18 protein-coding genes and 1 tRNA gene are annotated in these 20,485 nt (G+C 67.0%); 12 read left to right on the top strand and 7 right to left on the bottom strand.

All coding sequences use genetic code 11. From position 1 onward, the window contains the following. Positions 1-234 precede the first annotated feature (234 nt). The 3 genes from JHL17_RS05565 to JHL17_RS05555 form a co-directional block, all read right to left on the bottom strand. On the bottom strand, positions 235-753 hold the full coding sequence (locus tag JHL17_RS05565; RefSeq protein ID WP_247893335.1) for a DUF29 domain-containing protein: 519 nt from the start codon (positions 751-753) through the stop codon (positions 235-237). A gap of 148 nt (positions 754-901) precedes the next feature. After that, a complete protein-coding gene (locus JHL17_RS05560) occupies positions 902-1,768 on the bottom strand; it encodes a prephenate dehydratase (RefSeq protein WP_200191067.1) in 867 nt (288 codons plus the stop codon). A 47-nt stretch (positions 1,769-1,815) separates the two neighbouring features. Then, positions 1,816-2,613, bottom strand: a complete 798-nt coding sequence (locus tag JHL17_RS05555) for a 3-deoxy-manno-octulosonate cytidylyltransferase (protein ID WP_200191066.1) — start codon at positions 2,611-2,613, stop codon at positions 1,816-1,818. Between the two features lie 311 nt (positions 2,614-2,924). Here JHL17_RS05555 and JHL17_RS05550 point away from each other — a divergent pair, with 311 nt between their 5' ends. After that, complete coding sequence (locus JHL17_RS05550; RefSeq protein WP_200191065.1) at positions 2,925-3,464, top strand: c-type cytochrome; 540 nt, start codon at positions 2,925-2,927, stop codon at positions 3,462-3,464. A gap of 445 nt (positions 3,465-3,909) precedes the next feature. Here the strand turns inward: JHL17_RS05550 and JHL17_RS05545 are convergent, their stop codons facing one another. Next, the gene (locus tag JHL17_RS05545; RefSeq protein ID WP_200191064.1) at positions 3,910-4,761 is read right to left on the bottom strand and encodes a DUF4743 domain-containing protein; all 852 of its coding nucleotides are present in this window, start codon (positions 4,759-4,761) and stop codon (positions 3,910-3,912) included. A 186-nt stretch (positions 4,762-4,947) separates the two neighbouring features. On the opposite strand from JHL17_RS05545, the gene JHL17_RS36935 reads away from it, so the two are divergent. The 5 genes from JHL17_RS36935 (at position 4,948) to JHL17_RS05520 (ending at position 12,259) form a co-directional block, all read left to right on the top strand. After that, positions 4,948-5,379 (top strand): response regulator, encoded by a 432-nt coding sequence (locus tag JHL17_RS36935; protein WP_345773757.1) that lies wholly within the window; start codon positions 4,948-4,950, stop codon positions 5,377-5,379. Between the two features lie 879 nt (positions 5,380-6,258). Continuing rightward, on the top strand, positions 6,259-8,205 hold the full coding sequence (locus JHL17_RS05535) for a PrkA family serine protein kinase (RefSeq protein WP_200191062.1): 1,947 nt from the start codon (positions 6,259-6,261) through the stop codon (positions 8,203-8,205). Positions 8,206-8,350: 145 nt separating this feature from the next. Then, entirely contained in the window at positions 8,351-9,643 is a 1,293-nt protein-coding gene (locus JHL17_RS05530) for a YeaH/YhbH family protein (protein ID WP_200191061.1), read from the top strand. Between the two features lie 55 nt (positions 9,644-9,698). Next, on the top strand, positions 9,699-11,252 hold the full coding sequence (locus JHL17_RS05525) for a SpoVR family protein (RefSeq protein WP_200191060.1): 1,554 nt from the start codon (positions 9,699-9,701) through the stop codon (positions 11,250-11,252). A gap of 116 nt (positions 11,253-11,368) precedes the next feature. Continuing rightward, a complete protein-coding gene (locus JHL17_RS05520) occupies positions 11,369-12,259 on the top strand; it encodes an FkbM family methyltransferase (protein ID WP_200191059.1) in 891 nt (296 codons plus the stop codon). A 146-nt stretch (positions 12,260-12,405) separates the two neighbouring features. On the opposite strand, the gene JHL17_RS05515 is transcribed toward JHL17_RS05520, so the two are convergent. Beyond that, complete coding sequence (locus tag JHL17_RS05515; RefSeq protein WP_200191058.1) at positions 12,406-13,242, bottom strand: hypothetical protein; 837 nt, start codon at positions 13,240-13,242, stop codon at positions 12,406-12,408. 223 nt (positions 13,243-13,465) lie between these two features. Between JHL17_RS05515 and JHL17_RS05510 the strand changes: the two genes are divergently transcribed. The 5 genes from JHL17_RS05510 (at position 13,466) to JHL17_RS05490 (ending at position 18,330) form a co-directional block, all read left to right on the top strand. Then, a complete protein-coding gene (locus JHL17_RS05510; RefSeq protein WP_200191057.1) occupies positions 13,466-14,572 on the top strand; it encodes a serine hydrolase domain-containing protein in 1,107 nt (368 codons plus the stop codon). Between the two features lie 189 nt (positions 14,573-14,761). Then, the gene (locus tag JHL17_RS05505; RefSeq protein WP_200191056.1) at positions 14,762-16,573 is read left to right on the top strand and encodes a long-chain-fatty-acid--CoA ligase; all 1,812 of its coding nucleotides are present in this window, start codon (positions 14,762-14,764) and stop codon (positions 16,571-16,573) included. Further along, positions 16,570-16,872, top strand: coding sequence for an acylphosphatase (locus JHL17_RS05500; RefSeq protein ID WP_200191055.1), 303 nt, complete (start codon positions 16,570-16,572; stop codon positions 16,870-16,872). The genes JHL17_RS05505 and JHL17_RS05500 overlap by 4 nt, the downstream gene beginning before the upstream one ends. 116 nt (positions 16,873-16,988) lie before the next feature. After that, the gene (locus JHL17_RS05495) at positions 16,989-17,831 is read left to right on the top strand and encodes a hypothetical protein (protein ID WP_247893334.1); all 843 of its coding nucleotides are present in this window, start codon (positions 16,989-16,991) and stop codon (positions 17,829-17,831) included. Continuing rightward, positions 17,818-18,330 (top strand): hypothetical protein, encoded by a 513-nt coding sequence (locus tag JHL17_RS05490; protein ID WP_200191053.1) that lies wholly within the window; start codon positions 17,818-17,820, stop codon positions 18,328-18,330. Before JHL17_RS05495 ends, JHL17_RS05490 begins: the two co-directional genes overlap by 14 nt. Here JHL17_RS05490 and lipB read toward each other — a convergent pair. Beyond that, the gene (gene lipB / locus JHL17_RS05485; RefSeq protein ID WP_200191052.1) at positions 18,327-19,070 is read right to left on the bottom strand and encodes a lipoyl(octanoyl) transferase LipB; all 744 of its coding nucleotides are present in this window, start codon (positions 19,068-19,070) and stop codon (positions 18,327-18,329) included. The genes JHL17_RS05490 and lipB overlap by 4 nt on opposite strands. A 175-nt stretch (positions 19,071-19,245) precedes the next feature. On the opposite strand from lipB, the gene JHL17_RS05480 reads away from it, so the two are divergent. Next, positions 19,246-19,330 (top strand) — tRNA-Leu (locus JHL17_RS05480). Between the two features lie 102 nt (positions 19,331-19,432). Here JHL17_RS05480 and JHL17_RS05475 read toward each other — a convergent pair. Next, positions 19,433-20,146, bottom strand: coding sequence for a phosphatase PAP2 family protein (locus tag JHL17_RS05475; RefSeq protein WP_200191051.1), 714 nt, complete (start codon positions 20,144-20,146; stop codon positions 19,433-19,435). Between the last annotated feature and the right edge of the window lie 339 nt (positions 20,147-20,485).

Below are 20,485 nucleotides of genomic sequence, written 5' to 3'. Positions count from 1 at the left end.
CTGGCTGCCATTCCAGCCAACCCATGAACAAGACAGTTGCTCATCCCAACCCTTCTCCCGCAAGGGGAGAAGGGCTATTTACCACCAGAGGTTGTGCTTTCTTCGCGGATGCGAGATCTGTGCATCCCGTAGCGCCTTCGCGGGGATGACGAATGGGAGACGTGCGCACCTACCCGATCAGCTCTTGGCTATGTGTGTTCGATTTCTTCGCAGGCAGGGGTTCAAACCTGCATGTCAGTCGAGGTCCGGATGCGGGCCGGGACCGGGCCAGAAGTGGTCCTCCAGCGCTTGCCTGCCGTACGGGTTGACGGGCGGGAAGGTGCCGGCGGGAAGACCTGTCTCCAGCGCCGCCTTCTGAACGGCCCGCTTGTAGAGCTTGGCATCCTCCAGCAGTTCGGCGAGCAGAGGGCGCAGGCTCGGGCTTTCCTCGACCACGTCTTCGATGCGATGGCGCTGCTCGCCGATGGTTCCAAGCCAGCTGCCCGTGCGCATCGCCGGCTGGAACTGGTACTTGAGGAGATGGGTGAGCAACACTTCAAGCCGGCTGCGCAGTTCCTGCCGCTTGGCCTTTCCCATATCCTCCAGCTCTTCGGCTAGGTTGGCGCGGTCCAGCGCAGTGAGGGGTCCTGCACGGAGCAGAGCCGCCTGGCGTTCGATCCAGGCGACGAAATCCTCGTCGTAAAGGTCGCCGCCCTGCATGTCCGCAACGGGCTTGGCCGGCGATACGGGCCGCTCCGGGCTTGGCTTGGACATGCCTCGGATGATGCGCATGGTCGGCCTGGACATTGGGCAGGAATTGCGGGGTCCACAAAACCTACCATAGGGCGCCATAGGGTGCCACGCCGGTCATGCGACGCATGGGTGGAGTCGCGGCGTCCATCAATGGCACCACGAAGCGGCGTCAGTCCTCGCCGACGCGCTGGCTTTCCTGGTAGCGGAAGGGATTGGCCGGATAGACGCCGAGGATCTTCACCTCGCGGGCGAAGAAGTCCAGCTCCTCCAGGGCGAGGCGCAGGGAACGCTCGTCCGGATGTCCTTCCACGTCGGCGTAGAACTGGGTCTGGGTGAAGTGGCCGCCGACCATGTAGCTTTCCAGCTTGGTCATGTTGATGCCGTTGGTGGCGAAGCCGCCCAGCGCCTTGTAGAGCGCGGCCGGTACGCTGCGGACGCGGAAGACGAAGGTGGTGATCGTCTTGCAGGAGCCCAGCGCCGGCAGCTTCGGCTCGCGGGCCAGGATCAGGAAGCGCGTGGTGTTGTGGGTGGCGTCCTCGATCCCGCTCTTCAGGATGTCGAGACCATAGATCTCGGCGGCCAGCGAGGAGGCGATGGCGGCATGTTGCGGATCGTTCAGCGCCGCGATCTCCTTCGCCGCGCCGGCGGTGTCGGCGTGGTTGATCGCCTGCAGACCCAGGCCGCGGATGGCGGTCTGGCACTGCGACAGCGCCTGGATGTGGCTGCGCACCGTCCGGATGCCGTCCAGCGTGGCGCCCTTCGGCGCCAGCAGCTGGTGGTTCACCCGCTGGAAATGCTCGCCGATGATGTGCAAGCCGCCCTCCGGCAGCAGATAATGGTTGTCGGCGACGCGGCCGGCGATGGAATTCTCCACCGGGATCATCGCCAGCGACGCCCGCCCTTCGCGCACCGCGGAGAAGGCATCCTCGAAGGTGGCGCAGGGCATCGTCGTCATGGTCGGCCGCGCGTTGCGGCAGGCCAGATCGGAATAGGCGCCGGGGAAGCCCTGGAAGGCGATGATGTTGGACGTGCCCATGAGCGGAATTCCCTCGGCGAATCTTATTGAGGCTGGTCGATGCCGCGTCAGCCCGCCTGGCGGCGGGACAGCAGGGCGCAGGCGCGCTCCAGGTCGGCGGGAGTATCGACACCCAGCGGAACCGCGTCAACGACCGCCGCGTCGATGCGCATGCCGTTGGACAGGGCGCGCAGCTGCTCCAGCCGCTCGCGCTGCTCCAGCACCGAGGGCGGCAGAGACACGAAGCGCTCCAGCGCCGCCCGGCGGTAGGCATAGAGGCCGATGTGATGGTAGAGCGGCCCGTCGCCGGTCGGCGCGGTGGCGCGGGTGAAATAGAGCGCACGGCCCTGGCGCGATCCCATCGGCAGTTCCAGCACCGCCTTGACCACGTTGGGGTTGGTCCGCTCCTCCTCCCGCGTGATCTCGGCGACCAGGGTGGCGATGTCGACCTCCGGGTCGGCCAGCGGGGCGAAGGCGGCGCGCACGGTCTCCGGCTCGATGGTCGGCAGGTCGCCCTGCACGTTGACCACCGCGTCGTGACGGCCCTCCGGGTCGATCAGCTGCACCGCCTCGAAGATGCGGTCGGAACCCGAGGGGTGGTCGGGGCGCGTCAGCACCGCGGTGCCGCCGGCCGACTCGACCGCGCGGGCGATCTCCGGCTCGGCGCAGGCGACCACGACCGGGCCGATCTCCGCCTCCATGGCGCGGCGCAGCACATGGACGATCATCGGCGCGCCGAGGATGTCGGCCAGCGGCTTGCCGGGCAGCCGGACGGAGGCCATGCGCGCCGGGATCACCACGATCGGGTTGGCGGGACGGCCGCTGGACTGCCCAGTGGGACGGGCGGCGGGGGCTGCGGTCGGCATGGCGCGAAAACTCCGGTGGGGAAAGTCCGGCGAATGGCGGATTCGTGACGCTTGACTGGCGCGGGTGAACCACGGACGCCGGTGCGGCGTCAAGTGCCGGCATGGCCCGATCCGTCCCATTTTGCAGTGCAGCGCAATGCGCAAGCAAATTAAGTGGTTGGTGACTGCGACAGATTTGTATGCGACCTTTTTTCGCGGTCCGCCGGGCTATGACAAGCTTCGGACCGCAGGCTATGGTGACCGCGGCGCCTTGAGCCGCGGGCGGGAGAAACGCCGAGTGTATTGAAATTAGGGAACAAAGGGGCTCATCAATGAGCATGGAGTGGAACAAGGTATTCGGCGCCGTGCTGCTGGCCGGGCTGATCGCGATGCTGGCCGGATTCGCGTCCAAGGTGCTGGTTCATTCGAAGCCGCTCGAAAAGAGCGTCTATGTCGTCGCGACTCCCGAGGGGGCCAGCGCGCCCGCCGACAAGGGGGCCGCTCCTACCGGTCCGGCGCCGATCGCGCCGCTGCTCGCCGCCGCCAGCCCGGACGCCGGGCAGAAGGTCGCCAAGGCCTGCGCCGCCTGCCACGGCTTCGACAAGGGCGGTGCCGCCAAGGTCGGCCCGAACCTGTACGGCGTCGTCGGCGGTCCGAAGGGCCACATGCAGGGCTTCGGCTACTCCGATGCCCTGGTCAAGACCGGCGGCACCTGGACCTATGACGAGCTGAACAAGTTCCTCTACGACCCGAAGGCCTATGCCCCGGGCACCAAGATGACCTTCGCCGGCCTGAAGAAGGACGACGACCGCGCCGCCGTCATCGCCTATCTGCGTTCGCTGGCCGACAGCCCGCAGCCGCTGCCGCAGTAACGCCCTGGGGAAAAGCACCGGATGTCCCCCGCGGTCGGATAAGGAAAGGGCCCCGCTCTCGCAAGAGGACGGGGCCCTTTTTTGTGCAGGCGGCAGTAGAACCCAAGACACCGAAGTTCATCGAAAACCAGCGATTTTCTACTTCGACCGTCATTCCCGCGAAGGCGGGAATTCAGACTTTTCAATTTCTTGAGCTAGGGGCCCTGGATCCCCGCCTTCGCGCTACGGCATGCACAGATCTCGCATCCGCGAACGAGATGTGACTTTCTCTGGCGAATAGCCCTTCACCCGCGAGGGGAGAGGGGCTGTGTGTAACGATAAGATGCTTTTCCTGCCGCAAGCGCGAGATCTGTGCATCCCGTAGCACCTTCGCGGGGATGACACTGGATTGGGGAGGGTGTCGGTCAGTGGGTGCCGATCGGAACCTTGCTGGCCGGAGTCCCGCCTACCGCCGCAGGCCGCGGGCGATGTCCAGATAGTCGGGCTCGTTCTCCGGGGTCAGCCAGCCGTGGCGGATCAGGAAATCGGTCGCCACGAGGTTGACGTTGAACTTCCAGTCGCCGGTGTCGCGCACCGAGTCCGCCACCTTGTCCAGCGGCCAGAGTTCGAAGGTCTCCACCTCGCCGTCGGTGTTGACCGGGGTGACGCCGGGCGGAAGTTCGAGGTCGTAGACGAACAGGCGGTCGCGCTTCAGCCCGGCCGGGGTTTCCATCGTATAGCTGATGGCGCCGACCGGCATGGCGCGCCTTGCGGTCTCGGCGTCGAGTCCGGCCTCCTCGGACGCCTCCTTTTCCAGATTCTCGGCCAGGGTCAGGCCGATGGGCTGGCCGCCAGCGATCAGGTTGTCGAGTTGCCCCGGCGCCACCTCGCGGTCGCGGGCGCGGCGGCCGACCCACAGCAGCAGGCCGCCGGCCTCGTCACGGACAAACCCGTTGATGTGCAGGCCATAGGCCTCGATCCCGAAGGCGCCGACCGCGGCGCGGTCAAGGCGGGCCAGCGGCTCCGCTCCCCAGCGCGGCAGGATCGGGTAATATTCTCCGCGCAGCGCCGTGACCGTGCCCTGTTCCACCAGATAGGCGGCGGCATGGTCGAGCAGGGTGGAGCGTGCCTCGAAATCACGGATCTCGGGCGCGATGCTCAGCCGCTCGGCGGTGGCGACGAAGCCGGGATCGACGCCGGGTAGCGCCTCGGCCAGGGCGTGGCGCACCCAGCCCACGGTGTGGCCGTCCAGCTCGAAGGGTCGGAAGCCGGACAGGTCATGCGCGTTGCACGCGCGGATGTGATCGAGGAAGCTCATGCACTCCATCTAAGCGGGGCCGGGGAAGCGGCGCAACCGCTCATCCAGGGCAGTCCCAGGACACCGTGCCTCTCTTCTTTTCCGGTATCTTGCGCGACCCTGGTTGCCATCGTACACAGGGCCGGTCACGAAACGACCGCCGGCGCCAATCCGCCTGGGGTCGCTCAAGCGAAAGGGCGGGGCGTGGTGGCTGAGGATGCTGGGGCAGGCGAGACGGGGACGCCGTTCGGCGCCCTGTCGGTCCTGGTGGTCGAAGACGACTCCTTCACCCGCATGGTGTTGGCGAAGATGCTGGGCACGCTCGGCGTCAAGGCGGTGCATCAGGCGGCCGACGGCGAATCGGGTCTTGCCGCCGTCGCCGCCCATTCTCCCGATCTGGTCCTGTGCGACGTGGAGATGCAGCCGATGGACGGCTTCGGATTCGTCCGCGCGCTGCGCGGCAGCAGCGATCCGCACCGCCGCGCCCTGCCGGTCGTGCTCATGAGCGGTCGCGTTGACGACGACCGCGAGGCCCGGGCCCGCGACAGCGGCGCCGACGCGGTGCTTGCCAAGCCGGCGACTCCGGCCAGCCTGCGCCAAGTCCTTGCCGTCGGGTTGGGGGCTAGGCTGCCGGCATGACGGCCGGCATCGGAGGGTTTGCCTTCCCCCGTGGGCGATCGCCCGGCCAGAGGCCGCGGGCGGCGCCACAAAATTTCCCACCCCGTGGCAAGCTTGCCAAGTTATTGAAACAGTTCGGTAATCAAGCGGTAACCTCTTGGTGTGCCGCGCCATGGCCTGGCCGTCACCCAATTTCCGCCTTGTTGATGGGGACGATTGGGACGCAACATGACCTCAAAGAGGTGTTGCGGGCCCAGGCCGATGCTGCGGAAAACCGCGACGCCTCATACGGGATATTGTTAAGGTTTGGAGTTCAGCATCGACGGTAAATCCCCGCGCCGTGCTTGGTCGAGGCGGCGCGCTTGCTTGAGGAGGCCGATGGCGTGATCAAGAGCGCCCAGTCGAATCGCAATGGGCAACTCTCCCCGACTGGACGGGCAACGACGATTGCCGCCGGTTTCACGCCGTCTCCTCCCGACACCGTCACGCGTCTTTCGCCGAACCTTCCGCCGCATGCGCGGCCTGTACGCGCGTGGGTTGAGCTGGCGTGCTCGGTGCGCCAAGACTGGCCGTGGGACCTAGTTCCTATGGCCAGGGCCGGCTTCACCGCGGGCTTTCCGGCTATGGAGCCTGAGTGCCTGGAAAGCTCCAGGTGGAGCATTACATTCAAAAATGACTCGTTCGGGGGTTGCCGCGTCACAGGACGGACGGCTCCCGGCCTTCACAGGACCGTTCCTTACACCAGACCGCTGGCTTCTACCGCTGAGCGGGAAGGCTGCGGACCCCGAGAGGTCCACGCCTTCCCTGGAGTGCCCCTTGGATCGCGGCATGCGCCGCGCCCTGCCGCCGCAGCCACCGGCGGCCCCCCGGCGCATCGGACCAGATAAGACGGAGCGACGAATGTTCCCGGCCGACGAACTGTTCACGCGCTACACCCAGAATTACGAGACCCGCCGCGAGACCGAGATATCCTTGATGGACTATCTCCAGCTGTGCCGCGACGACCCCATGTCCTACGCCTCCGCCTCCGAGCGCATCCTGGCCGCCATCGGCGAACCGGAGGTCGTGGACACGGCCCGCGACCCGCGCCTGGGCCGCATCTTCATGAACCGGACCATCAAGGTCTATCCCGCCTTCTCCGAGTTCTACGGCATGGAGGAGACGATCGAACGGATCGTCGGCTTCTTCCGGCATGCGGCGCAGGGCCTGGAGGAGCGCAAGCAGATCCTCTACCTGCTGGGTCCGGTCGGCGGCGGCAAGTCGTCGCTGGCGGAACGGCTGAAGTCGCTGGTGGAGAAATGCCCGATCTATGTCCTGAAGGCCGGCAAGGAGATCAGCCCCACCTTCGAAAGCCCGCTCGGCCTGTTCAACCCGGACGAGATCGGCGACGAGCTCGAGGAGCGCTTCGGCATTCCCAAGCGCCGCCTGACCGGGTTGATGAGCCCCTGGGCGGTCAAGCGCCTCGATGAATTCGGCGGCGACATCAACCGCTTCAAGGTGGTGAAGCTGCACCCCAGCAAGCTGCGTCAGATCGGCGTGACCAAGACCGAACCGGGCGACGAGAACAACCAGGACATCTCGTCGCTGGTCGGCAAGGTCGACATCCGCAAGCTGGAGATCTACAGCCAGAACGATCCCGACGCCTACAGCTTCTCCGGCGGCCTGAACCGGGCGACCCAGGGCATGCTCGAATTCGTCGAGATGTTCAAGGCCCCGATCAAGATGCTGCACCCGCTGCTGACCGCGACGCAGGAGGGCAACTATGTCGGCTCGGAGAACATCGGCGCCATTCCCTTCCAGGGCGTGATCCTCGCCCACTCCAACGAGGCGGAGTGGCAGACCTTCAAGAACAACAAGAACAACGAAGCCTTCATCGACCGCATCTGCGTGATCAAGGTCCCCTACTGCCTGCGGGTGGCGGAGGAGCAGAAGATCTACGAGAAGCTGGTCAACGGCTCCGATCTGTCGACCGCGCCCTGCGCGCCGGCGACGCTGGAAATGCTGGCCCGCTTCTCGGTGCTGTCGCGCCTGCGCGAGCATCCCAACAGCAGCGTCTACAGCAAGATGCGGGTCTATGACGGCGAGAGCGTCAAGGAGACCGATCCCAAGGCCAAGTCGATGCAGGAGTACAAGGACCAGGGCGGCGTCGACGAGGGCATGGGCGGCATCTCCACCCGCTTCGCCTTCAAGGTTCTGGCTTCGACCTTCAACTACGACTCGACCGAGATTTCGGCCGACCCGGTGCATCTGATGTATGTGCTGGAGCAGGCGATCCGCCGCGAGCAGTTCCCGGAGGAGACGGAGAAGAAATACGTCGAGTTCATCAAGGCCGAACTCGCCCCGCGCTATGCCGAGTTCATCGGCAACGAGATCCAGAAGGCTTATCTGGAATCCTACTCAGACTACGGCCAGAACCTGTTCGACCGCTATGTCGATTATGCCGATGCCTGGATCGAGGACCAGGACTTCAAGGATCCCGACACCGGCCAGCTGATGAACCGCGAACTGCTGAACCAGGAGCTGACCAAGATCGAGAAGCCGGCGGGCATCGCCAACCCGAAGGACTTCCGCAACGAGGTGGTGAAGTTCGCCCTGCGCGCCCGGGCCGCCAACTCCGGCCGCAACCCGTCCTGGACCTCCTACGAGAAGATCCGCGAGGTGATCGAGAAGCGGATGTTCAGCCAGGTCGAGGATCTGCTGCCGGTCATCAGCTTCGGGTCGAAGAAGGACGGCGACACCGAGAAGAAGCACACCGAGTTCGTCTCGCGCATGATGACGCGCGGCTATACCGAGCGGCAGGTCCGCCGGCTGGTCGAGTGGTACATGCGCGTCAAGCAGGCGGGCTGAGGCCGGCGGGTCAAGACAGGTGGCCGGGGGCGCGTAATTGCCGCGGGGCGGGGTGTTGCAACGCCCCGCGGCAACCCCACTGTCATAGGATGATGTCAAAGTCCGAAGGCCGCGTGACGAAACGGGTGGGAGGGCCAGCCCCTTGATGAACATCATCGACCGTCGCCTGAACCCGCAGGGCAAGAGCCTGGCCAACCGCCAGCGCTTCCTGCGCCGTGCCAAGGAACAGGTGGTCAAGGCGGTCCGCGACGCCTCGGGAAAACGGGGCATCCAGGATATCGAGAACGGCGAGAAGGTGACGATCGCCGCCGGCGGGGTGCGCGAACCGTCCTTCCACCGCGCGTCCCAAGGCGGGGTGCGCGACTATGTCGTGCCCGGCAACAAGGAATATGTGGAAGGCGACACCATCCAGCGCCCGGACGGCGGTGGCGGCGGCCGTGGCAGCGAGGGCAGCGCCGACGGCGAGGGCGAGGACGAGTTCCGCTTCGTCCTGTCGCGGGACGAGTTCCTCGACATCTTCCTGGAGGATCTGGAGCTTCCCGATCTGGTGAAGCAGAAGGTCAAGCAGTCCGAATCGCACACGCTGACGCGGGCCGGCTACTCGGTGTCGGGGTCGCCCGCCAACCTGAACCTCGTCCGCACCATGCGGAACAGCCTGTCGCGCCGCATCGCGCTGAAGCGCCCGAAGCGCGACGAGATCCGCGAGCTGGAGGAGATGCTGCGCGAGGCCGAGGAGGCCGGCGAGGATGCCGCGCAGATCCAGGCTTTGCGCGAACAGCTGGAACACATCGTCCTGCGCTCCCGCCGCATCCCCTTCATCGATCCGATCGACGTCCGCTACAACCGGTTCGAATCGGTGCCGAAGCCGATCGCCCAGGCGGTGATGTTCTGCCTGATGGATGTGTCCGGCTCGATGACCGAGCACATGAAGGATCTGGCCAAACGCTTCTTCATGCTGCTGTACCTGTTCCTGCGGCGGCGCTACCGGTCGGTCGACATCGTTTTCATCCGCCACACCCACGAGGCCAAGGAGGTGGACGAGGAAACCTTCTTCTACTCCACCGAAACCGGCGGCACCGTGGTGTCCACCGCGCTGGAGGAGATGCAGAAGGTGGTGCAGGAGCGCTATCCGGACAGCGAGTGGAACATCTACGCCGCCCAGGCGTCGGACGGCGACAACATGTCGTCGGACAATGCCAAGTCGGCGACCCTGCTGCGCGACGTCATCCTGCCGATGTGCCAGTATTTCGCCTACATCGAGGTGGCGGCGGAACACAACATGGGCCTGTCGGCGCTGGGCCGCGAGACCGAGCTGTGGCGCACCTACAAGCAGGTGCAGAGCCCGGAGCGCCCGCTGGCGATGCGCCGCGTCCGCTCCCGCCGGGAAATCTTCCCGGTCTTCCGCGAGCTGTTCGCCCGCGAGAAGGCAGGGGCGTAAGGGGAAAAGGGAAATCACCGCCCCCCGAACGGGGGGCGGTAGGGGGAGATCGAGAATGACCGCTGTGATCACCAGGCCCGAGGCGCTGCTGTATGACGGCGTCGAGTGGGATTACGACAAGATCAAGCGCGTCTACGACGCCGTCGAGCATATCGCGCTGAAGGAGATGGGCCTCGACGTCTATCCCAACCAGATCGAGGTCATCACCGCCGAGCAGATGCTCGACGCCTATTCGTCCATCGGCATGCCGCTGATGTACAAGCACTGGTCCTTCGGCAAGCATTTCGCCCGCGACGAGATGATGTACCGCAAGGGTTATCGCGGTCTGGCCTACGAGATCGTCATCAACTCCAGCCCCTGCATCAGCTACATCATGGAAGAGAACACCATGACGATGCAGACGCTGGTGATCGCCCACGCCGCCTTCGGCCACAACCATTTCTTCAAGAACAACCAACTGTTCCAGCAATGGACCGATGCCGAAGGCATCCTGGACTATCTGGAATTCGCCAAGACCTACATCTCCCATTGCGAGGAACGCTACGGCCATGCCGCGGTGGAGCGGGTGCTGGATGCCGCCCATGCGCTGATGAGCCAAGGCGTCCATAAATACCCGAAGAAGCGGTCCGACCTGCGGACCGAGCAGCGGCGCGAGCGCGAGCGGCAGGAGTACCAGGACCAGACCTTCAACGATCTGTGGCGCACCGTGCCCAAGTCCGCCGCCGGCCCGCGCCCGGCTAAGTCGGTGTCGGAGCGCAAGAAGCTGCTTGGGCTGCCGGAAGAGAACATCCTCTATTTCCTGGAGAAGAAGGCGCCGCGGCTCGATCACTGGCAGCGCGAGCTGTTGCGCATCGTCCGCCACATCTCCCAGTATTTCTATCCGCAGAAACAGACCAAGGTGATGAACGAGGGCTGCGCCACCTACGTCCATTACCAGATCATGAGCCGCCTGCATGAGACCGGCCAGATCAGCGAAGGCGCCTTCCTGGAGTTCCTGCACTCGCACACGTCCGTCGTGTTCCAGCCGGAATTCGACGACAAGCGCTTCTCCGGCCTGAACCCTTACGCGATCGGCTTCGCGATGATGCAGGACATCGCCCGCATCGCCGAGAAGCCGACCGACGAGGACCGCCAGTGGTTCCCCGACCTCGCCGGGCGCGGCGACGGCATGGCGGCGGTGCGCGAGGCCTGGGCCAACTTCCGCGACGAGAGCTTCGTCCTGCAATATCTCAGCCCGCATTTGATGCGGAAGCTGAAGCTGTTCAGCGTGCGCGACGACGCCGAGGACCCCTATCTGCTGGTCGATCACATCCACAACGAGCGCGGCTATCGCGACATCCGCAGGAAGCTGGCCCGCCAGTACGACCTGGGTTACCTGGAGCCGGACATCCAGATCGTCGACGTCGATCTCGCCGGCGACCGCAAGCTGATCCTGCAGCACCGCGTCACCAACGGCGTGTTGCTGGACGAGAGCGACGCCAAGGCGGTGCTTCGCCACATCGCCAACCTCTGGGGCTACGAGGTCCAGCTGATCGAGGTGTCGGCGATCTCCGAGGCGATCCTGAAGGAACATGCCGTCACCGCACCCAGCGGGATCGGCGTGGGGTGAGCATTCGCCCTCCTCCGGACCCGAAGGGGCGGGGGAGGGCGCGTCCGCATCGCGGCGGACGCGACGGCTGCGGCCGGCTCCGCTACACTTCCGGCCGATGAGGCCGGGAGGGGGCGATGGCGGACGATCTGTTGGCTGGAGAGGGGCCGGTCGGGCTGGTGAAGGCGCGGCACGGCCTGATGATGTTTCGGCGGACTGACACCGTCGTCGGCCGGTCGCTGGCTTATTACGGCGAGTATTTCGAGCAGGAGGTCGCGCTGTTCCGCCAGTGCGTCCGGGCCGGCGACCGGGTGATCGATGTCGGCGCCAACATCGGCGCCCACACGGTGGCGCTGGCCCGTCTGGTCGGCCCCGCCGGCCGGGTGCTGGCGCTGGAACCGATCGACGCCAACCACCGGCTGCTCTGCGGAAACTTGGCATTGAACGGGCTGGATTGGGCGGACGGGCTGCTGGCCGCCGCCGGGGCCGCCGACGGCATGCTGCAACTCGCCGCCGTGGCGATGGACGAGGACGGCAATTACGGCGCGCTGTCGCTGGAGGCGCTGGCCGGCGACCGGCCGGTGCCGGTGCATCGCCTGGACCGGCTGGCCGGCGAGGGAGGGGCTGGGCGCATCCGCCTGATCAAGATCGACGTCGAGGGGATGGAGGCCGAGGTTCTGGAGGGGGCACGCGGCCTGATCGCCCGCGACCGTCCGGTCCTGTATGTGGAGAACGACCGCCCCGACCGCTCGGCCGCCCTGATCCGCCTGCTCGGCGCGCTGGGCTATGCCTGCTACTGGTATCTGCCGGCCTTCCACAACCCCGCCAACTTCGCCGGCCGGTCGGAGCCGATCTTCGGCCATGGACTGGTCGACGACGGGACGGAGATCCGCGGGCTCGGCATGGGGATCAACCTGTTCTGCCTGCCGGCGGAAGCCGGGGCCCGCATCAACGGCCTGCTGGCTGTCGCCGGCCCGGACGAACATCCGCTGGTGCGCGGCCGCAATGGACGCTTCATCGGTGGATGAAGGAACGGGGCCGGATGGTCAAGGGTGCCCTTGCGGTTCTTTCCACGATCCTGGCCACGATCCCGCCCAGGATCCTGCCCAGGATCCTGAAGGAACATGCCGGCACCGGGCCGACCGGCACGGCGCGGCCATGAGGGTCCCTGCACTCAGCGCTCCGGTTCGGGCTTGATGCCGGCATCCTTCATGGCGTGCATCAGGTCCAGCACCACGGTGCTGATGTCGGGAAAGGACAGGGCCACCGCGTGACGGTCGGGATCGAGGCGGACGACATGCGCGACCTGGCGGCCGCCGACCCGCCGTCCGCCCGTCTCCGGCACCTCCGGACAGTACAGCTCAAGCCGCAGCTTGCCGCCGACCGCATGGCCGAACTCGGCCGGCGGCAAATCCACTAGCAGGCCGCGGGTCGACCAGTTGATCGTCGTGCAGCGGCGCCCTTCCGCCTCCACCGCCAGCACCGGGTCGGCGTAGCGAATGGCGCGGCGATGCTCGATGCCGTTGGGCGGCTTGGCGCCGACATCGTGCTGCTCCAGCCTGCGCTTGGCCGCCTGCTTGGTGCGGTCGTCCACGCCGTCCTTACTGGTCATCAGCGTCGCCTGCACCCGCCGTTCGACGCCATGGCGGAACTCGCCGTCGGCACCGAGGCGCAGGGCTTTGGCGAAATGATCCTTGGCCTGGGTCAGCAGGGCGTTGCGCCCCTTGTCATCGCCGCGATGGCCGCAGCGTTCGGCCTGGACCAGCAGCGAATCGACGCTGCGCTGGTAGGCGCCGCACTGATGGGCGCGCGACAGGTCGCGGAACTCGGCGGCGCGCTGGCTGGGGAATTCGCGGGTCTTCAGCAGTCCGGCCAGCGCCTCGGCCAATGTGTCGACCCGGGCGGGATCGCCGGTTTCCGCCTCCCGCCGCAAGATCCGCAACGCGTCTTCCGCCTTGCGGATCAACTGTTCTTCCAGTTTCCGGCGCTGGTCTGCATCCATCACGGGCATGGGACGGCCCTCCGCGGAAGCTATGCCCATAGAATAGCGCAGGCGCGAGGCGGACAACAGCGGCCAACTGCGCTTCCCAGTGCGGTTAAGTAATGCGGCTAAGTATGGTTAATTGCAGACCTGCGGGTCTTCCCAGTGGGAATGAACCCGATTCCCCTACGCCACAGGACGGGCCTTTATTCGGGGTGGTGAACGCAATGGGTCATTGGGGAGCGGGCAGGCGATGGGCAAGGACAAGAATGGGGCGGCGGGCGCCGATATCGACCAGGAGCTGCTGGCCGCCGCCCTGACCGGCCTGCTGGAGGAGGAGGGCGCCAGCCCGGCCGCCCGGACCGCACTGGTCGCCATCGCCGGCGGCCGCGGTGCCGGCGATGGCGCGGCGGTGCGCACGCTGGTTCTGCGCCCGCGCGCATTGCGGGGCGAGTTGGGGGGCGAGCCGGGGACGGATGACCTGTCGGGGCGGCGGGCCCTGGTCTACAGCCTGACCAAGACCATCCTCGCCGCCGGGGTGCTGCGGCTGGCGGCGCGCGGCGTGGTCGATCTCGATGGGCCGGCGGAGCGCTGGCTGCCGGAGCTGGCCGGCCGGCCGGGATCGGTCAGCGTGGCGCAGATCCTGATGCACCGTGCCGGGCTGCCCGACTATGGCGGCCGGGCCGATTACCATGCCGCCGTCGCCGCCGGGGGCGAGCCGTGGAGCGGTGACGAGTTCCTGGCGCGCTGTGAAGTCGAAGGCCCCCCGGTCGGTTCCTTCGCCTATTCCAACATCGGCTATCTGCTGATCGGCCGGCTGCTGGAGCGGGCGGGTGGCGCCCCGCTGGCGGAGATGCTGGAGCGCGAGGTCTTCGCCCCGCTCGGCCTGACCAGTGCGGCGCTGCTGCGCGACCGCTCCGACCTCGACGGGCTGTTCTTCGGGCCGAGCCCGGCCTTCGGTGGCGCGCCGGTGGCGGATGCCTATCATCCCGGCTGGGTGTCGCATGGGGTGGTGGCGATGACGGCGGCGGATGCCTGCCGCTTCGTCCATGGCTTGACGGAGGAGTATCTGCCGGCCGTGCCGCTGCGGCGGATGCGGGACGGGTTGCCGGTCGGCGGGCCGATGGGCGGGCGGCCCTGGGTCGAGCCGGCCTATGGCATGGGCATGATGGTGGAGCTGGATCCGGCGGCCGGTCCCTACTGGGGCCACACCGGCGGCGGCCCGGGGGTGACGCCGGCGGCCTACCACGCGCCGGGGCCGGTTCCGGTCTCGGTCGCCGTCTTCCTGGATGGCGAGGACGGGAACCTCGCCGAATGGATGGCGGTGGAAGTGCTGCACCGTCTGCGCGGCTGGCGATAGGGCACACGCGCACGGGTATCTGCCTACACTCGCTACACCTCCTGCTTGCCCATCCCCCGCTTGTTCGGGGTGGCGGCGATCCCATCTCCTCTCCAAGGGACAATCTAGCGTTCCGCAGCGTAGGCTCGGGGCGTGGCGATGTCGGGGAAACCGGCATCCGGGACAAGAACTCTGGGGAGGAACCGCGCTATGGGAGACGCCGCCCGCAAGCTGCCCGATTATCCATGGCTGGGCTCATACCCGCCGACGGTCGATTGGGCGATGCCCATCCCGATGCGGCCGCTGACCGAGCTGCTGGAGGCCGCCGTCGCCCGCCATGGCGACAAGCCCTGTCTGAATTTCCTCGGCAAGCGCACCAGCTACCGCGACCTCGGCCGTCTGGTCGACCGCGCCGCCCGCGGCTTCCAGGAGATCGGGGTGGGAAAGGGCACGCGGGTCGGGCTGTTCCTGCCCAACACCCCCTATTACGTCGTCGCCTTCTTCGCCATCCTGAAGGCCGGCGGCACGGTGGTGAACTTCAACCCGCTCTATGCCGAACGCGAACTGGCCCACCAGATCGGCGACAGCGACATCGACCTGATGGTCACGCTGGACCTGAAGCTGCTCTACGGCAAGATGGCGCGGATGCTGGCGGAGACCGGGCTGAAACGGCTGGTGATCTGCCGCATGGCCGATATCCTGCCCTTCCCGAAGAACTGGCTGTTCCCCATCGCCAAGAAGGCGGAGATCGCGGCGATCCCGCGCGACGACCGCCACATCCCCTTTGCCAGGCTGGTCGCCAACGACGGCCGGCCAAGCCCGGTCGCCATCGACGCGCGCGAGGACGTCGCGGTCCTGCAATACACCGGCGGCACCACCGGCGTGCCGAAGGGCGCCATGCTGACCCACGCCAACCTCTATGCCAACACCGTCCAGTGCGCGACCTGGTACGCGGCCAAGGAGCGGAAGCCCGGCGAAGGCGGCGCGGGTGCATCGGGGGACGGGCCAGGGGACGGGCCAGGGGACGGGCAGGAACGCATGCTGGGCGTGCTGCCGCTGTTCCACGTCTTCGCCATGACCGCAGTGATGAATTTCGGCCTGCATCTGGGAGCGGAGATCATCCTGCTGCCCCGATTCGAGCTGGAACAGGTGATGCGCACGCTGCAGAAGGAGCGGATCACCCTGTTCCCCGCCGTGCCGACCATCTACACGGCGATCAACCACCATAAGCATCTGGAGACCTTCGACCTGTCCTCCATCCGCTTCTGCATGTCGGGCGGGGCGCCGCTGCCGCTGGAGGTGAAGGAGGCGTTCGAGCGCACGACCGGCTGCACGCTGGTCGAAGGCTACGGCCTGTCGGAATGCTCCCCCGTCGCCACGGTGAACCCGGCGGTGCTGCACAGTGACAAGAAGGGCTCGATCGGCCTGCCGCTGCCCGGCACCATCGTCGAGATCGTCAGCCTGGAGGAGCCGCGCCGTGTCCTGCCCCCCGGCGAAAAGGGCGAGGTCTGCATCCGCGGGCCGCAGGTGATGAAGGGCTATTGGCGCCGTCCGGCCGAGACGGCGCAGACGCTGGTCGACGGCCGGCTGCACACCGGCGACGTCGGGGTGATGGACGAGGACGGCTACACCACCATCGTCGACCGCATCAAGGACATGATCCTGTGCAGCGGCTTCAACGTCTATCCCCGCAATGTGGAGGAGGCGATCTACCTGCACCCGGCGGTCGCCGAATGCGTGGTCGCCGGCGTGCCGGACGAGTATCGCGGACAGACGGTCAAGGCCTATGTCCGGCTCGACGAGGGACAAACCCTGACCGCCGCGGAGCTGACCGCCTTCCTGAAGGACAAGCTGTCGCCCATCGAGATGCCGAAGGTCGTGGAGTTCCGCCAGGAACTGCCCAAGACCATGATCGGGAAACTGTCCCGCAAGGCCCTGCTGGACGAAGAGCAGGGCAAGCGCGCCCAGACCGCACGGGATGCCGCCGCACGGGATGCCGCCGCGACGGGAGGTGCTGCATGAGCGCCGACCGCGGTGCCGGCCAACGGAAGGCGGTGCGCGTCCGCATCCAGGGCAAGGTGCAGGGTGTGTGGTACCGCGGCTGGACCGTCGATCAGGCCGGCAGGCTCGGTCTCACCGGCTGGGTGCGCAACCGCAGCGACGGTACGGTGGAGGCGCTGTTCGCCGGCCCCGCCGATGCCGTCGACCGCATGCTGGAGGCCTGCCGCCATGGTCCGCCCTCGGCCCTCGTCCGCGACGTGGTGTCCGAACCGGAGCAGGACCCGGGCATGGCCGGCTTCGAGCAGCGCCCGACGGCGTGAGGTTGGCATTAGCCTTCCGCTAACCATGGCGGAGGCATGCTGGCGACCGCAGCGGTTCGTGCGGCGGCTTTGGGACGACAGCCGGGATGACCACCAGGAAGCCGGATGTGGGCGGCATGAAGGCCATGCTCACCGGCGTCTTCGCCAAGGCGGCGGAGGCGAAGGGCCGTGCCGTGCGCGGGGCCGCGGCTGTCCCGGCTTCGAAGGCCCCCGCAACTCCCGGACGGGATCCGGCCGTCCGCCTCAGCCTGGGGCCGGAGGTCCTTGATGACGCGCCGCCCCGTCCGTCCGAATGGGCCGGTATCGACCTTGCCGACCGGCTGGAGCCGGCGATCCAGGCGCTGGCGCGCGATCTCGGCCGGTTGCTGACCGCTTTCGGGATGGACGGGAGCGATGCCGCCGCAGCGGAGGCCGCGCTCGCCGCCCGCTTCGGCGCCGGGGAGCGCGGGGCCGCCATCGCGGCGCTGGATGGTTCCGGCGGAGAGTTGCGTCTACTGGCGGAGGAAACCCGCCGGGACGTGACGATCGACATCCGGGGGATCGGCCTCGCCGGGACCCGGGGGCATGTGGATTGGCGGCTGGATGACGCGCTGCTGATGCTGGCACGGGTGCCGGCCGAGGCGAGGCCCGAAGGACTGGCCCTCCTGCTCGGCGCCATCCGCACCGCCATCCGGCCCGGCAAGGGGTTGACGGTCGAGACCGACCGCCTCGCCATCGACGATCTCGGCCGCGTCATGGCGGGGCTGACCGCGGCAATGACGGGGCCGCCGCAGGGGCTGGAAGGCACGGTGACGCTGTCCCCGTTGGGTGCACCGGCCGAAGGCGGGAGGATTGAAATGTCTCTGTCGCTTTCGGGACGGCTGGGGACCGTGGCGGGCGAATCCTCCTCAGGGGAGATGCCGGCAGGGGAAAGGCCGGTCGGCGAGATGACGGAGCGTGGGGTCGATGTCCGGATTTGATGCGCGCCGTCAGGCGGCCTGCTGGCTGTGCGGGCTGACGCTGCTGGGTGCCGCGCCTGCGCTGGCCGGTGCGCTGGAGCGGACGGAGCCCGGCCATCAGGCGGCGCCGCAGCCGGGATCGAACCTGCCCATCGCGCCGCCCATCGTGCAGTATGCGCTGCCGTCGCAATGGATGACGATCCGTTCCAAGGAGGATTGGCGCAAGGCCGGCAAGTTCGAGAAGGAACTGAGCAAGGATTGCGCCGCCCTGCGTTTCAACGAGATCGCGCCGATGCGGTTCCGCGCCTATTACAAGGGCGAGGTGCTGGGCGTCGCCTTCGGCCATGGGCTGAACCTGAACGACCCCGGCCGGAAGGCGGACCGCAAGAAGATCTACCTGTTCCGCAACGGCGATTCGACCGGCTGCACCGTGCAGTCGATGGACAACCAGGACCCGCGCGTGAGCCCCGCCGGCAACCCGGCCGCCACTCCGGCCGCCGGCGGGTTCAAGAAGTATTAGGCCTCGTCTCCGTCCCGCATCGGGCCGCCGAACACCTCCGGCCAAGCGGCGATCAGGGCGGAATCGACATCCTCCATCGTCACCAGCTGGCCCAGGGCCACGACGGAGGTGACGCCGTGCTCGGCGATGCCGCAGGGAACGATGCCGCCGAAATGGGACAGGTCCGGCTCGACGTTCAGGGCGATGCCGTGGAAGCTGACCCATCGGCGCACCCGCACGCCGATGGCGGCGATCTTGTCCTCCTGGCCCTTCAGCCCGCCATAGGGCTGCTTGTCGACCCAGATGCCGACGCGGCCCTCGCGCCGCTCGCCCTTGATGTTGAAGGAGGCAAGCGTGCGGATGATCCACGCCTCCAGGTCACGGACGAAGCCGCGGATGTCGGCGCCGCGCGCCTTCAGGTCGAGCATGACATAGGCCACCCGCTGTCCCGGCCCGTGATAGGTGTACTGGCCGCCGCGGCCGCTGCGGTAGACGGGGAAGCGGTCGGCCTCCAGCAGATCCTCGTCGCGGGCGCTGGTGCCGGCGGTGTAGAGCGGCGGATGCTCCAGCAGCCAGACCAGTTCCGGGGCGGTGCCGGCGCGGATGGCCTCGACGCGCGCCTCCATCGCGGCGATGGCGTCGGGGTAGGGCACCGGCTCGTTGGAGATGCGCCACTCGATGGGTTGGGGGGCGGGCGGGGCAGCAGGCTGGACGGTAGGCGTGTCGGGCTGACTGGCGGAAAGGCTCGTCGGGGATGTCATTCGATCGGTCTCTGGCGATGGGGCTCTGGCGGTGGCGGTGGAGCGGCCGGAGGGCCGATCCGAATTTTTCTTCGCAGATGATGATTGTAGCGCTTGATCGACCCTCGGGAAGCTGATATCTACCCGCTCCACCCGATGAGGCGCGCAAGCGAGCGTCGGGGACTACCAGCCTGATGCGGTCGTGGCGGAATTGGTAGACGCGCAGCGTTGAGGTCGCTGTGGGGCAACCCGTGGAAGTTCGAGTCTTCTCGACCGCACCACATTCCCATGCAGATGGGACCATCCCGGGGATACGGGAAAGACGAAAGGCCCGCAGGTCGCAAGACCGAGCGGGCTTTTTCGTATCGGGCCTCTGCCGGACCCTATCCCGCCAGCGCGTGCAGCAGCTTGGCGGCGCCCCCGGCGGCGCGGCGGACATCCTCGAACAGCACCATCATCTCGTAGATCGCCAGGAAGGCGCCGCTGTAGAACCAGGGACGCCAGCGCGCTTCCGCCCAAAGGACCAGCCGGTGGATGCCATCCATCGGCAGCAGCCGGGCGACCAGATAGGCGCCGAGGAAGCCGAGCAGGGCCCCACCGGCGACATCGCCGGGGTAATGCAGGCCCAGATAGACCCGCGGCAGGGCGATCACCACCGCCGCCCACAGGCAGGCCAGCAGTCCCCAGGAGCGCGAGGCGCGGAGGAAGGTGGCGGCCAGTGCGAATCCCAGGGCGGCGTTGTCGCTGGGAAAGGAACTCCAGTTCTTCAGGGCGTCCCGGTCCTGGCCGATCGGCGGGACGAAGGAAAGGCCGGCATCGTGCAAGGGGCGCGGCCGGGCCGGCATCACCGCCTGGATCAGGATGGATGCCGCGACGGCCAGCACCACGGCGGCGATGGCGTCCACCACCAGCCGGCGCCCGGCCTCCGTCTCCTCCCGGCGGAACCACAGCCACCACAGCGCCGCGCTGAACAGCCCCAGCTTGACGAGATAGATGTTGGCGACCCCGCGTACCGCCATGTCCAGAGCTGCACTATGTCCCGCGAACTGGTTCAACCACAGCAGCAGTGACTGGTCGAGACGATGCAGAGCCTCCACGGCGACTCCTTTGATGGACAAGAATTAGGCATCAGTGTTGCGGTTTTATGACAAGGATGGTCAACGGCGCATCGGAAGATACCCGCAGGAGCGGGAAGAAAGGTTTGGAATGTCCGCCAGGTTGGCTTTGGGATATGAGCTTTAGAATGAGCAACTATAAGATGCTGAAATATTTGATATCAATCCGGATAACAAAATAAAAAAAGCAACATGGTTTATGATCCCAATGGACAGCAATGGTTTGAAGTTTCACATGGTCTGATCTTGCTACTTATCGAAAGTGGTAATATCATCTGTTTGAGATTGACGATGGCTGGCGCTGTGCCGGGCCATCCGGCC

Source organism: Azospirillum endophyticum (genome assembly GCF_016595245.1).
Classification (GTDB): Bacteria; Pseudomonadota; Alphaproteobacteria; order Azospirillales; family Azospirillaceae; genus Azospirillum; species Azospirillum endophyticum.
This window is presented reverse-complemented; position numbering and strand designations above follow the sequence as displayed.